Origin of the sequence: Collinsella sp. AM15-2, assembly GCF_003471985.1 — a bacterium.
Lineage (GTDB): Bacteria > Actinomycetota > Coriobacteriia > Coriobacteriales > Coriobacteriaceae > Collinsella.
The window spans coordinates 30,504-43,078 of the sequence record NZ_QRKO01000009.1 but is presented as its reverse complement, the minus strand read 5'-3'; the positions used below and the strand labels follow the sequence as shown (position 1 = coordinate 43,078).

Below are 12,575 nucleotides of genomic sequence, written 5' to 3'. Positions count from 1 at the left end.
TTACGCCTCCTCAACGGGGTCGACGGACAGGACAATCTCGCTGGCACCCAGGTCGAGTGCGCGCTGAATTACCTTTGCCGGCAGCGGGAAGTTTTCCATGACGCTCGGCTTAAACGGGCGGACCTTGCCGGCAAACAGCTCCTCGCCACCTGCCAGAATGCGTACGCGGGCGGCGTCGACCGGTCGGTGCACGCGGAAGTTGAGCTTGGTGAGCGCCGTCGTCGTAATGCGTCCTGGCAGCGCGTATCCCGCAATGCCTGCAGGGGAGACCGTGAGCTCGCAGCTCGTGTCCGCGACCGCGTTCGTTTCGGCCCCGCCACCCAGCGCCCATGCCGCCGCAGCCGCACCGGCGCGCTCGGACTCGGTCGTTACGTTGTCGGCCAGGTCGTGCACGTGCAGGACGTTGCCGCAGGCAAATATGCCCGGCACGCCCGTCTGCAGACTCTGGTCCACCACGGCGCCGCGTGTGCGTGGGTCAAGCTCTACGCCTGCGGCAACCGAAAGCTCGTTCTCGGGAATCAGGCCCACCGAAAGCAGCAGCGTGTCGCACGGAACAATGCGTTCGGTCCCCAGAATGGGTGCCAGGTGCTCGTCGACCTGACTCACCTCGACGGCCTCCACGCGATCGTGCCCGATCACGCGCGTCACGGTAGTGGATAGGTGCAGCGGAATACCAAAATCGTCCAGGCAGTTCTTCACATTGCGGCGCAGACCGTTGGCGTACGGCATGAGCTCGTACACGCCCTCGACCGAAATCCCTTCGAGCGTGCAGCGACGTGCCATGATGAGCCCGATATCGCCTGAACCCAAAATGACGGCGCGCGAGCCGGGTTTGAGATTTTCGATATTGATGTATCGCTGCGCCAGGCCGGCCGTAAACACGCCGGCGGGACGGCTACCGGGAATCTTGATCTCGCTGCGGGTGCGCTCGCGGCATCCCATGGCAAGGACGACCGCGCGTCCGGTGAGCCGCAGCATGTCGGCGGGGCTCATGAGCGTGACGGTGTGGAGTGCTGCGCCTTCCGTAGGCTCGCCTGAATCAATCCCAATCACCATGCTGTTCAGGAACAGCGCAATGTCGGTTGCGCGCACCTGGTCGATAAAGCGCTGCGCATACTCGGGGCCGGTGAGCTCCTGCTTAAAGTGTGACAGCCCAAAGCCGGGGTGGATGCACTGGCGCAGGATGCCTCCCAGGTGCTGCTCGCGCTCCACGATGGCCACGCGCGCTCCGGCCTTATGCGCGGCCAGCGCGGCAGCCATGCCGGCGGGGCCTCCTCCGATGACGACCACGTCGAAGGCCTGCGTTTGCACGGGCGCTGCAGCTCCGACCTCTGCGGTTCCGGCCTCCGCGCGTCCGCCGCGCACATCGATCGTCGCCATCCTAGCGCACCCCCTTCAAAGGCCCCTCGACCAGCCAAGATCCGGCATCCTCCAACAGCACTTCGCTGGGATCGCAGCCCAACTCGCACGCCAGAATCGCCACCACACGGCTCTGACAAAAGCCGCTTTGGCACCGACCCATGCCGGCACGACAGCGGCGCTTGACGCCCTCGACCGAAACCGCGCCCGGGCGGCGCCGAATCGCGGCCACAATCTCGGCCTCGGGCACCGTCTCGCAGCGGCAGACAATCTGTCCCCACGCGGGATCGGACTCGATCAGCTCCTCCTTACGCGCCAGCGGTGCGCGGTCAAAGTCGTCCGGCTCGCGGCGAATTGGGTTCCAGTCCGTCCGCTCGTGCAGCTCCACGCCCGCCTCACGCATCACAAGCTCCATGCGCTCGGCAATGGCCGGCGCGCTCGCCACGCCCGGCGACTGAATGCCCGCCGCCTGGAAAAGCCTTGGCACCACGGCCGACTGCCCAATAAAGAAGTCGTTCGTCCCCTGAATGACCGGACGCCCGCCGGCAAACGCGCGCACCACGCGGCGCGTGTCCAGGTCGGGCACCAGCTTGCGCGCGCCGGTCAGCAGCGCGTTCACATCGCTCGCATAGGTCTGCGTGTCGCCCGGCTCGCGCACGGCAGCCGTGGCGGTGATCACGGTGTTGCCATGCACGGTGCCTGTCACGATAACGCCCTTCGACACTGGCGTCGGCACGGGGTAGAGCGGCATGAGCGTGCGCGGTTCCTTGTCCAGCACCACGATGTTGCCCTGGCGCCAGACCATCTGGAACTCCTCGGCGCCTGCCATATGCGAGATGTCGGCGGCGCCGTTGCCCGCGGCGTTGATCAGGTAACGGCAGCGCACGTTGCCAGCGGGGGTCGCCAGCGTAAAGCGCGCGTCGTCGACCGAGCCCGCGACTTCAATCGCCTCCACGGGTGCGGAGCGCATAAACGTCACCCCGTTGGCCACGGCGTTCTCCAGTGCGGCGATGGCAACCTCAAACGGGTCGACAAACCCAGTCGAGGGACACCACAACGCGCACGTTGCATCGGCACTGGCGCGTGGCTCTAATTCGTGGATGCGGTCGGGTCCGACGATCGACAGCTCGGGCACACCGTTGACATGACCGTTGCTGCGCAGCTGCTCCAGATGCGCACGGTCCTCGTCGTTAAAGCCCAGCACCATCGAACCGGTGCGGCAGAACAGAAAGCCCAGCTCCTGCGCCCACGTACCGTACAACTCGCAGCCGCGGGCGTTGACCTGCGCCTTAACCGTGCCCGGCGCCGGATCGTAACCGGCGTGCACCAGGCCGCCGTTGGCCTTCGACGCCCCTAACGCGATGTCGTTGGCCGCCTCGACTACGCAAATGGACAGGTCATATCGCGCGAGCTGCCGCGCGATGGCGCATCCGGTGATGCCCGCGCCGACAATCGCGATATCAAACGTTTCGCTCACAGTGCCTCCCAGATGAGTTGACAGGCTGTCAATAAGACTATCCTACGGTCTATACATCCCCAGCGCGGCGGCAATGCGGCGAACAGCCCCGCAACACCCGCCAACGGCAGACGAGGGTCGGCCCAGCACGGATGTTGACCTCGTCTGTCGACAGCTGCGGCAACCGTTCGTCTCGACCTGTAACAGTTAGCTGACGATCTGGGTTCTAGATGTTACAGATCAAGACAAACCTTCCGGCGGATTTTGAATGTCTTGATCTGTAACAGTAAGAGGGGTTTTGGTGCCCAAGATGTTACAGATCGAGATTGAAGTCGGGGAGGGACCCCTGTGTCTCGATCTGTAACATCTAGACCCGGATTCCGCTCCTAACTGTTACAGATTGAGATGTTTGTGTCCGCGCCAGCCCCGTACCCAGCCGTAGTCCCATATAAACAAACCCCGTGGTAAACTTGACCGGACTGTTAATATCCCGAAAGGTACCCGTAATGTCCAAGTACATCTCCGAGCTCATGTCGCCGCAGCTTATGGGCGTCGTCTATGCCTTCGTTGGCTTTATCATCGCCCTGTATGTGCTGTCGGTCGTCTATGTGTTCATCGACGCTCGTCGCCGCGGCGCCAGCGCCTACGTGGCGTGGGGCATTATCGCCCTCATCCCGTTTGTGGGTCTCATCGCCTACCTGGTCCTGCGCCCGCACTCCTATGCGTCCGACCGCGAGGAGCAGGAGCTGGACATGGCCCTGCGCGAGCGCCAGCTTGCCCAGTACGGCACCTGCCCGCAGTGCGGCGCGCCCATCGAGAAAGACTTCGTCGTCTGCCCCGTGTGCGACACCCAGGTTCGCAACGTGTGCCCCAGCTGTCATCGCCCGCTCGATGCGCACTGGAAGGTCTGTCCCTACTGCCGAACTCGCATCCAGTAACGCATCCATCGCCGGGCCGGCCGCAAGCCACGGACACGCCGCAAGCCACGCGCGCCCCGCAGTCTCGCCCCACACGATGAAGCATGCGTAGAAAATCGCCCGCCGTGCCATTAAGGTGCGGCGGGCGCTTGTATACCAAGGCAACCTGCCTATAATGATGCAAGTTAAAACGCCGAGCGCATCGCACGCACTTGCATCAGGCATCCGAGAGGAGAAAACATACCCATGAAGGCACTCTACAATGACGGTTCGGTGGCCGAGCTCCCGCAGGACGAGGTCACGCACGTCATCCGCCACTCCGCCGCGCACATCATGGCGCAGGCCATCAAGCGCCTGTACCCCGAGGCCGACTTTGCCTACGGTCCCGCGACCGACAACGGCTTTTACTACGACGTCGACCTGCCCGAGGGCGTCAAGATCAGCGAGGACGACTTCCCCGCGATCGAGGCCGAGATGAAGAAGATCGTCAAGGAGAACCTCAAGTTTTCCGTGTACGAGAAGCCCCGTGCCGAGGCCATCGCCCTTATGGAGGAGCGCGGCGAGAAGTACAAGGTGGAGCACATCGGCGACCTGGACGACGACGCCCGCATCACCTTCTACCAGCAGGGCGACTACATCGACATGTGCGTTGGCCCCCACATCTGCTACACCAAGGCCCTCAAGGCTTTTAAGCTCACCGGCGTCTCGGGCGCTTACTGGAAGGGCGACAAGGACAACAAGATGCTCACGCGCATCAACGGCGTCGCCTTTGCCACCAAAGAGGAGCTCGACGAGCACATGCACATGCTGGAGGAGGCCAAGAAGCGCGACCACCGCAAGATCGGCCGCGAGATGGACCTCTTTATGATGCGCGACGAGGCCCCCGGCTTCCCGTTCTTCCTGCCCAACGGCATGATCCTTAAGAACACGCTGCTGGACTACTGGCGCGAGATTCACCACAAGGCCGGCTACGTGGAGATCTCCACGCCGCTCATCATGAACAAGCAGCTGTGGAAGACCTCGGGTCACTGGGACCACTACAAGGACAACATGTACTCCACCGTCATCGACGACGAAGAGTACTGCATTAAGCCCATGAACTGCCCGGGCGGCGTGCTGGTTTACGCCTCCAAGCCGCATTCCTATCGCGAGCTGCCCATCCGCGCCGGCGAGATTGGCCTGGTGCACCGCCACGAGCTGCGCGGCGCCCTGCACGGCCTGTTCCGCGTGCGCTGCTTTAACCAGGATGACGCCCACCTGTTTGTGCGCCCCGACCAGCTGACCGACGAGATCGTGGGTGTGGTCAACCTTATCGACTCCGTGTACCAGAAGTTTGGCTTTAAGTACCACGTTGAGCTTTCCACCCGCCCCGAGGACTCCATGGGTTCGGACGAGGATTGGGCTCGCGCCGAGGAGGGCCTGCGCACCGCTCTGGAGAAGCTGGGCATGGACTACGAGGTCAACGAGGGCGACGGCGCCTTCTACGGCCCCAAGATCGACTTCCACTTGGAGGACTCGCTCGGCCGCACCTGGCAGTGCGGCACCGTCCAGCTCGACTTCCAGATGCCGCTCAACTTTGATCTGGAGTACGTGGACGCAGACGGCACCAAGAAGCGCCCCATCATGCTGCACCGCGTATGCTTTGGCTCCATCGAGCGCTTCATCGGTATTCTGATTGAGCACTTTGCGGGCAAGTTCCCCACCTGGCTGGCTCCCGTGCAGGTCAAGGCCCTGCCCGTGTCCGAGAAGAGCCGCGACTATGCTCACGAGGTGTGCTCCAAGCTGGAGGAGGCCGGCATTCGCGTGGTTTGCGACGACCGCGACGAGAAAATCGGCTACAAGATCCGCGAGGCCCGCAGCATCGACCGCGTGCCCTACATGCTCATCCTGGGCGAGAAGGAGGTCGAGGTCGGCAACATCTCCGTCCGCGATCGCTCCAACGAGACCGTTCAGATGAGCGTTGATGAGTTTGTGGCCAAGGTGCTCGAGGAGATCAAGACTCGCGCCTAGCACAAACAATACAAGAATTAACAAAGGCGATCGTCCTATAGGGCGGTCGCCTTTTTTGTTGTCTATAGAAGAAAAGCCGCTGGTTAGAGCGGCTTTTTTGTTGTGCAAAAAGGTACAGGTTTTTGTAGAGGCGTATGGAGATGCACCCATTCGCGGCGCATTTTGTGCAATCTGGGAAAACGCGAGCAGTTTGCTCGTATAATGAGCAACGTCGAAAGATACAAAAAACTGTACTTTTGCGACTGCGCCTAGCTGCGAGCGAGAAGCCTGTTCTTAACGCCCCTGCATTCGCGTGCGTCGCGGAGCAAGAAAAGGGGGCGAGAGATGGAACAGACGATGCGGCGCCAAGAGCAGTTGCCCGGCGCCTTTGGTGGCGTTACCACCAACAGCCAGCACGGCCGCGTCCGCTGGTATCTGGTCCACACCCCCCATGGAAAAGAGCGCGAGACCTGCGAAAAGGTCCGCCGGATTATCCCGCACGAACTGATGCAGGACGCTTTTGTGATGCAAAAGGAGTTCTGGTTTAAGCGGGACGGCGCCTGGTCGCTCCAAACCAAACCTATGTACAAGGAATATTTCTTCGTCGCCACGCACGATGCTGCTGCGCTCGATAGGGCTTTGGCCCAGTTGAGCTTTGGTTGTCGCATCGCCGGCAGTAGGGAGCGGGCGTACATGCCCATGCCGGACGATGCGCAGGACTGGTATCGCAGCGTGCTGGACGACGACGGCGTGGTGCGCAACAGCGTTGCGCGCATAGAAGACGGTGTGCTGCACATAGAGCAGGGGCCCTTGGTGGGGCAAGAGGCCCGTGTAAAGAAGATCGACCGTCATAAACGCTGGTGCCTGGTGGACGTAGGCGAAGGCGGCTCCGCATTTAGGGAGCTGCTACCGCTCGACGTTCCCAGCAAAACGTAAGGGAGACGTTGCACCGGCAATTCGTTCGCAATTTGAATTCATGGACGGGGGGGGGGTTCCTGGGGACAGGGACGTAAGTTCTATCGTGACTGCTAATAAAGAAGTGACAGAGAGTAATGCGCCCGCGGGGGCGGCGTTGATTGCACAGGCTATGAGCCAGCGTGAGGGCGTCGGCCGCTATAAGGCTGTGCAATCCATCATGGACTGGGACAACTCGCGCCTGGCCTACCGCGCCGTCAAGCGCACGTTCGACATCGTGTTCAGCGGCTGCGTGCTGGCCGTCATTGCCGTGCCGAGTTTGGTGCTTGCCGCCGCCATCCGCCTGGAGAGCGAGGGCAGCCCTTTCTACAGCCAGATCCGCGTTGGCCAGACCCGCCCCGACGGCAGCCTGACCACCTTCCGCATGTGGAAGTTCCGCTCCATGTACAGGGACGCCGACGAGCGCCTCGCCGAGCTCAAGGAGCGAAACGAGATCGCCGGCGCCATGTTCAAGATGAAGGAAGACCCGCGCGTCACCAAGATCGGCAAGTTCATCCGTAAGCACTCCATCGACGAGTTCCCGCAGTTCGTCAACGTGTTCTTGGGCCAAATGTCCGTTGTGGGCCCGCGCCCGCCTCTGCCCAACGAGGTCGCCGAGTATACAGAATTCGAGCTGCAGCGCCTTGCCGTTAAGCCCGGCATCACGGGCCTCTGGCAGGTGACAGAGCGCAACAGCACCGGGTTCGATGGCATGGTTCGCCGCGACCTGGAATATATAGCAAAGAGGGGTGTCCTGTTGGATCTTAAAATCATCTGCCTCACCGTGCTTGAGGTGTTTTCCGGGGATGGTGCGTGCTGATGCGCCAAGCTATTCATATCATTTTGCTATCAGGTGGTTCAGGTTCTCGGCTCTGGCCCCTTTCGAATGATGCGCGATCAAAACAGTTTCTTAAAGTGTTGCGCGATGCCAATGGCAACCATGTATCGATGGTGCAGAGAACCTTCGACCAGATTGAACGCGTGGTTCCCGGCGCGGATGTAACTGTGGCAACCTGTGCGACACAGGTTCGTGCTCTCGAGATGCAAGTTAAGGGTCACTATGCTGAGGTCGTGGAGCCTGAGCGTCGTGATACCGCTCCTGCAATCATGCTTGCGTGCGAGCACCTACTGGCAGAGCAGGGTGCGGGTCTTGCCGACCCGGTTATTGTGATGCCCATCGATTCCTATGTCGAGGATACCTACTTCAAAAAGGTTGCAGATGTCGCATTGGCAATCGAGGCGAATACAGCAGACATCGTGCTGCTGGGCGTTGAACCTGTTTACCCGAGCGAGAAGTACGGCTATATCGTTCCCTCTGAATCGCAGGGCTCTCCGCGGATGGTGGAGCGCTTTACCGAGAAACCCAATGAGGTCAAGGCGAGCGAGCTCATAAGTCGCGGGGCTCTTTGGAACTGTGGCGTCTTTGGATTCCGCCTTGGTTATGTTCTCGACATCCTGTCTCAGTATGGATCGTATGCAAGCTATGAGGACCTCCAGTCGCGTTATGCTGAGCTTCCAAAGAACTCGTTCGATTATGAGGTGGTGGAGACGGCGGAATCCGTCGCCGTTATTCCGTATGCTGGATCTTGGAAGGACCTTGGTACTTGGAACACGCTTACCGAGGAGATGGGCGAATCTGTAAGTGGACGGGTTTCCATTGACGAAGACAGTTGCTCTGATGTTCATGCCATCAATGAGCTAGGCATTCCCGTGGTGATCGCAGGGCTCCATGATTCCGTGGTGGTCGCAACGCCAGACGGAGTCCTGGTGTCCGGAAAAGAAGAATCCGCGCACATTAAATCGCTGGTGAAAGAGGCGGCCGAGGACCGCCCTATGCAAGAGACCATGACGTGGGGCTCGTACCGGGTTGTCGACTCAGGTTCCTATCGCGATGGCTCGCGCACGATTGTGAAGGAGATTTTCGTTCGAGCGGGTAGTCAGATTTGTGAGCAAAGCCATGTTAAACGTTCAGAGGTGTGGACCATCGTATCAGGTGAGGGTCTGTTTTCGCTCGCGGGCCGCGAGCGCCCCGTGGTCGCTGGAAGCGTTGTCGAGATTCCTGCCGGTGTTCGTCACGCTTTGCTAGCGCGTACCGACATCAACGCCATAGAAATCCAGCTGGGCGATATTTTGGTCGAGAGCGATAACGTGCGGTATGGCAACCATTGGGGAGAGTCGAATTGAGTCGCTTGAAGTTCATGAATACCGAGGTCGACAACATCACCTTTGATGATGCGGTCGAGCGTTGCTGCGAATTGGCTTCTGGATCGCGACGGGGAAATTACGTCGTCACGCCTAACGTCGATCATATCGTGCAGCTCGAAAAGGACGTTGAGCTGCGTGCCGTATACCGTGATGCGGACCTTATCCTGACGGATGGAAAGCCGCTCATCTGGATATCCAAGGGATACGGTAGCCCGATAAAAGAAAAGATTTCCGGATCCGATTTGTTTCCCGCCCTGTGCTCCGAGTGCTCCAAGCGTGGTCTCACGATGTACTTCTTCGGCGCGGCACCTGGTGTTGCTCAGAAGGCGGCGGACAACTTAACAGCTAAGTTCCCGGGATTGCGTGTTGTGGGCACGATGTCTCCTGATTATGGCTTCGAACGCGATTCCAAAAAAGTTGATGAGGCGATTAGCCAAATCAATGAGACTGCACCCGACATTCTCATCGTGGGACTCGGTTGCCCTAAGCAAGAGAAGTTCATTCATCACTATCGGGATCGTATTCATGCGAAGCTGATGCTCGGATTGGGAGCGAGCTTGGATTTCGAGGCGGGTAACGTGACCCGAGCTCCCGAGTGGATGCAGCGGTGCGGGCTTGAGTGGCTTTATCGAATCACGCAGGATCCCGCGCGTTTGGCAAAGCGTTACCTGGTCGATGACCTTAAGATCGTTCCACTCATCTTCAAATACCGTAAGGCTGGGTGCTAGATGAAATCCACGGCCTCTCAAATACGGGTGCTGATGTGCTGCTCCTCTCTAGATGTGAAGGGTGGCATGGTCTCCGTTGTCAAAAACTATCTGTCATACCCTGACTGGGATGAATTCAACATCGATTTTGTTCCAACCCACGTTCCGGGTAATAAGGTGCGTGTTGCAGCTCACTTTGCGCTGACGCTCCCGAAAATCCGTCATATGTTGAGGAAACACGAAGTCGACCTGGTTCATCTTCATGTTGCCGAACGGGGCAGTTTTTGGCGGAAGGCAATGATCGCGGAAGAGGCAAAGAAGAGCGGTATCCCCGTTGTGTTTCATCATCATGCAGCGGAATTCGAACCGTTTTTTGCGGGCCTGAGTCCAGACGCGCAGGAAAAGGTCGAGAAGGTATGCAACGATGTCGACGTGAACCTTGTGCTCTCCGACTCGATCAAGCGCTCCATGGAACAGCATTTTCCTAATGCTCGCTTCAAGGCCCTCTACAATGCTGTTCCCACGTACGGGAGGAATCTCTACAACCCTGACGCAGATACCATTGTATTTATGGGCAGGCTTGGTGAGCGCAAGGGGACATTCGATTTGATCAAGGCGTTTAGCACCGTAGCCTCTCGAATCGACAGCAAATACCATCTCGCCCTTTGCGGCGACGGTGATATCGATGCAGCTCGCAGCCAGATCGATGAACTTGGGCTTTCTGATCGCATCGCGTGCCTGGGCTGGGTCGATTCGAAGCAACGCGAGCGCATCTTGAACGATGCCGTCTTGAACGTCCTGCCGTCATACAATGAGGGGCTTCCCATGAGCATCCTTGAGGCGATGGCGCATGGTATTCCCACAATCAGCACGAACATCGCGGCTATTCCCGAAGTGGTTCAATCGGGGGTTAACGGTATGTTGGTTGAGCCGGGTGATATCGATGCGCTTGGCGATGCCCTTACTTCTCTTTTGGACGATGCGGACGATCGGAAGCAGATGAGCGCAGCCGCTTTCGAGCTTATCGAATCCACCTATTCTCTCGACGCTCATATGAAGCAGGTTAAGGAGTTGTATCGCCTATGCTAGGTTTCATTCGAAACGCCTTTAAAGCCCTTTACCTAAAGCGACTTGTCAAACATGGGCTCGTTGTCGGTAGCGATTTTCAGATGGAAAAGGGTTGCAACATCGATGCCAACTTCCCATGGCTGATTGAAATCGGCAATAACGTCACCTTTGCATCCAATGTCTGCCTTCTTGCCCACGATGGCAGTACAAAGAAGCTCGTTGGATACTCGAAGGTCGGCAAAGTTTCAGTCGGTGATAACGTGTTTATCGGTTTCGGTAGCATCGTGATGCCGAACGTTCGTATCGGTGATGGATGCGTGGTAGGTGCCAATTCTGTCGTTACGCGCAGTCTGCCCAATGGTGTCGTTGCGGCTGGGTCTCCCGCTAAGGTCTTGATGACTGTGGAGGAGTTTGAAGAGCGGACGAAAAAGGTTACCAAATCCGGGGGAGGGGTCTACGGGTCAGAGTTTCTTCGTGCATCGATTACGTACGATCGAATGCAGCAAATGCGCGAAGAGCTCGACGGCGGTATGGGCTTGATTCTATAAAAACGATTGCTGTGGCTGCATCGATGGTATTCGCAGCGTTTAACAATCCACTAATCATAGGTCGTTATCATTCGGCTTAAAAACGAAATGAGGGAAGGGAATCTAATGCCCAAAAAGTCAGTTGCTATCATGACGTATCATCGTGCTTATAACTACGGAGCCGCGCTGCAAGCGTATGCGACTGTCCAGTATCTTAAGGATGCTGGTTTTGAGCCAATTATTATTGACTATTGCCCCAACAATATATTGGGTTATGGCACGTTCAGAAATCAGTTTAACGACGTGTCGAATATGAATTCGGCCTTTCCAATTCGGGTTGCCAAAGCATTCCTCAAGTCTCTGGGAAATCGTAAGAGGATTTCTACATTCGACAGGTTCATCGATAGTGAAATGCCTCTTACGAACAAAAGATACTTTTCGTGCCAGGAATTGAAGGATGATCTCCCGGAGGCTGATTTCTTTTGTTCGGGTAGCGATCAGGTTTGGAATAACTACTATACAAAGAAGTTCGATCCTTCGTATTTCCTTGCATTTGCACCTAGCGGCTCTACATGCATTTCGATTGCTTCGAGTTTTGGTAAATCATCCTTTAATGAGGAAGATTCAGCTTTCATTAACAATCAGCTCTCGAAATATACCTACTTGTCCGTAAGAGAGACGTCAGGAATCAAATTGCTTCGGGAAATGGGCTATTCAGACGTCGATTTGATGCTCGATCCGACGCTTCTTGTTTCGCCGGATACGTGGAGCCGCTTTGCTAAGGATACTGACGAAGAGAGCTATGTTCTTTTGTATCAGCTCCATGGAGATAGCGACACGGCGAATTGTGCTCGTGCATATGCAAAGCAACACGGCTTGAAGATCAAGTCGATTATTACGATGCCCTATCAGACTAAGCCCGGTTGCCAAAACATCATCGCTCCAGATGTCCATGAATGGGTTGGGCTCTTTAAGGGCGCAAACTGTGTGTTCACTGACTCCTTCCATGGAACCGTGTTTTCCCTCGTCTTTAATAAGCCGGTTGCCGTTACGCTTCCTTCTCACTTTAGTACCAGGATTACAACTCTGTTGAATGCTGTCGGTGCCAACGATCTTATTTGTTCTGATGTGCAGGAATGGTCTTCCCGTGTGCAGAATATCGATTTTACTGATATTCAGCGTGAGCTTGCAAATCTGTGTGCCGAAAAGCAGGATTTGCTGAGGGATCGTCTGAGCCACATTGGCTAGCGTGATTCGCAATACGAATATGAATACGATGACAAATATTATTCAGAGAGCTTTGAACACCCCGCTTCTTCCTAAGTCGGGGTTCAGGTTCCTGTTGTTCATTCTCTACAACCTGCTTTATGTTGCCTACATGCTGGGGTATGCG

11 protein-coding genes are annotated in these 12,575 nt (G+C 57.5%); 9 read left to right on the top strand and 2 right to left on the bottom strand.

Annotated features, from left to right (window positions below; all coding sequences use genetic code 11):
- Positions 1 to 1,380, bottom strand: coding sequence for an NAD(P)/FAD-dependent oxidoreductase (locus DW171_RS05445; RefSeq protein WP_118270670.1), 1,380 nt, complete (start codon positions 1,378 to 1,380; stop codon positions 1 to 3).
- 1 nt (position 1,381) lies between these two features.
- Positions 1,382 to 2,836: an NAD(P)/FAD-dependent oxidoreductase gene (locus tag DW171_RS05440; RefSeq protein ID WP_118270669.1), complete on the bottom strand. Its 1,455-nt coding sequence runs from the start codon at positions 2,834 to 2,836 to the stop codon at positions 1,382 to 1,384.
- Positions 2,837 to 3,321: 485 nt separating this feature from the next.
- Between DW171_RS05440 and DW171_RS05435 the strand changes: the two genes are divergently transcribed.
- The 9 genes from DW171_RS05435 (at position 3,322) to DW171_RS05395 (ending at position 12,430) form a co-directional block, all read left to right on the top strand.
- Positions 3,322 to 3,753 (top strand): zinc ribbon domain-containing protein, encoded by a 432-nt coding sequence (locus DW171_RS05435; RefSeq protein ID WP_055251579.1) that lies wholly within the window; start codon positions 3,322 to 3,324, stop codon positions 3,751 to 3,753.
- Between the two features lie 225 nt (positions 3,754 to 3,978).
- Positions 3,979 to 5,742 carry a threonine--tRNA ligase gene (thrS, locus tag DW171_RS05430; protein WP_118270668.1) on the top strand — a complete coding sequence of 588 codons (1,764 nt, stop codon included), beginning with the start codon at positions 3,979 to 3,981 and terminating at the stop codon, positions 5,740 to 5,742.
- A gap of 324 nt (positions 5,743 to 6,066) precedes the next feature.
- Positions 6,067 to 6,657 carry a hypothetical protein gene (locus DW171_RS05425; protein ID WP_118270667.1) on the top strand — a complete coding sequence of 197 codons (591 nt, stop codon included), beginning with the start codon at positions 6,067 to 6,069 and terminating at the stop codon, positions 6,655 to 6,657.
- 85 nt (positions 6,658 to 6,742) lie between these two features.
- Positions 6,743 to 7,495 carry a sugar transferase gene (locus DW171_RS05420; RefSeq protein ID WP_233539108.1) on the top strand — a complete coding sequence of 251 codons (753 nt, stop codon included), beginning with the start codon at positions 6,743 to 6,745 and terminating at the stop codon, positions 7,493 to 7,495.
- A complete protein-coding gene (locus DW171_RS05415; RefSeq protein WP_199410998.1) occupies positions 7,495 to 8,859 on the top strand; it encodes a sugar phosphate nucleotidyltransferase in 1,365 nt (454 codons plus the stop codon). The genes DW171_RS05420 and DW171_RS05415 overlap by 1 nt, the downstream gene beginning before the upstream one ends.
- Positions 8,856 to 9,608 carry a WecB/TagA/CpsF family glycosyltransferase gene (locus tag DW171_RS05410; RefSeq protein WP_117736434.1) on the top strand — a complete coding sequence of 251 codons (753 nt, stop codon included), beginning with the start codon at positions 8,856 to 8,858 and terminating at the stop codon, positions 9,606 to 9,608. The genes DW171_RS05415 and DW171_RS05410 overlap by 4 nt, the downstream gene beginning before the upstream one ends.
- A complete protein-coding gene (locus tag DW171_RS05405) occupies positions 9,609 to 10,676 on the top strand; it encodes a glycosyltransferase family 4 protein (RefSeq protein ID WP_118270666.1) in 1,068 nt (355 codons plus the stop codon). It begins immediately after the preceding gene.
- On the top strand, positions 10,670 to 11,203 hold the full coding sequence (locus DW171_RS05400) for an acyltransferase (protein WP_117736436.1): 534 nt from the start codon (positions 10,670 to 10,672) through the stop codon (positions 11,201 to 11,203). Before DW171_RS05405 ends, DW171_RS05400 begins: the two co-directional genes overlap by 7 nt.
- Before the next feature lie 105 nt (positions 11,204 to 11,308).
- Positions 11,309 to 12,430 carry a polysaccharide pyruvyl transferase family protein gene (locus tag DW171_RS05395; RefSeq protein ID WP_158555288.1) on the top strand — a complete coding sequence of 374 codons (1,122 nt, stop codon included), beginning with the start codon at positions 11,309 to 11,311 and terminating at the stop codon, positions 12,428 to 12,430.
- Positions 12,431 to 12,575: the final 145 nt, after the last annotated feature.

Bases quoted from the DNA above. Each gene is read 5' to 3' on its own strand.
- DW171_RS05445 (WP_118270670.1), bottom strand. From the start codon at position 1,380: ATGGCGACGATCGATGTGCGCGGCGGACGCGCGGAGGCCGGAACCGCA.
- DW171_RS05435 (WP_055251579.1), top strand. From the start codon at position 3,322: ATGTCCAAGTACATCTCCGAGCTCATGTCGCCGCAGCTTATGGGCGTC.
- thrS (WP_118270668.1), top strand. From the start codon at position 3,979: ATGAAGGCACTCTACAATGACGGTTCGGTGGCCGAGCTCCCGCAGGAC.
- DW171_RS05425 (WP_118270667.1), top strand. From the start codon at position 6,067: ATGGAACAGACGATGCGGCGCCAAGAGCAGTTGCCCGGCGCCTTTGGT.
- DW171_RS05415 (WP_199410998.1), top strand. From the start codon at position 7,495: ATGCGCCAAGCTATTCATATCATTTTGCTATCAGGTGGTTCAGGTTCT.
- DW171_RS05405 (WP_118270666.1), top strand. From the start codon at position 9,609: ATGAAATCCACGGCCTCTCAAATACGGGTGCTGATGTGCTGCTCCTCT.
- DW171_RS05400 (WP_117736436.1), top strand. From the start codon at position 10,670: ATGCTAGGTTTCATTCGAAACGCCTTTAAAGCCCTTTACCTAAAGCGA.
- DW171_RS05395 (WP_158555288.1), top strand. From the start codon at position 11,309: ATGCCCAAAAAGTCAGTTGCTATCATGACGTATCATCGTGCTTATAAC.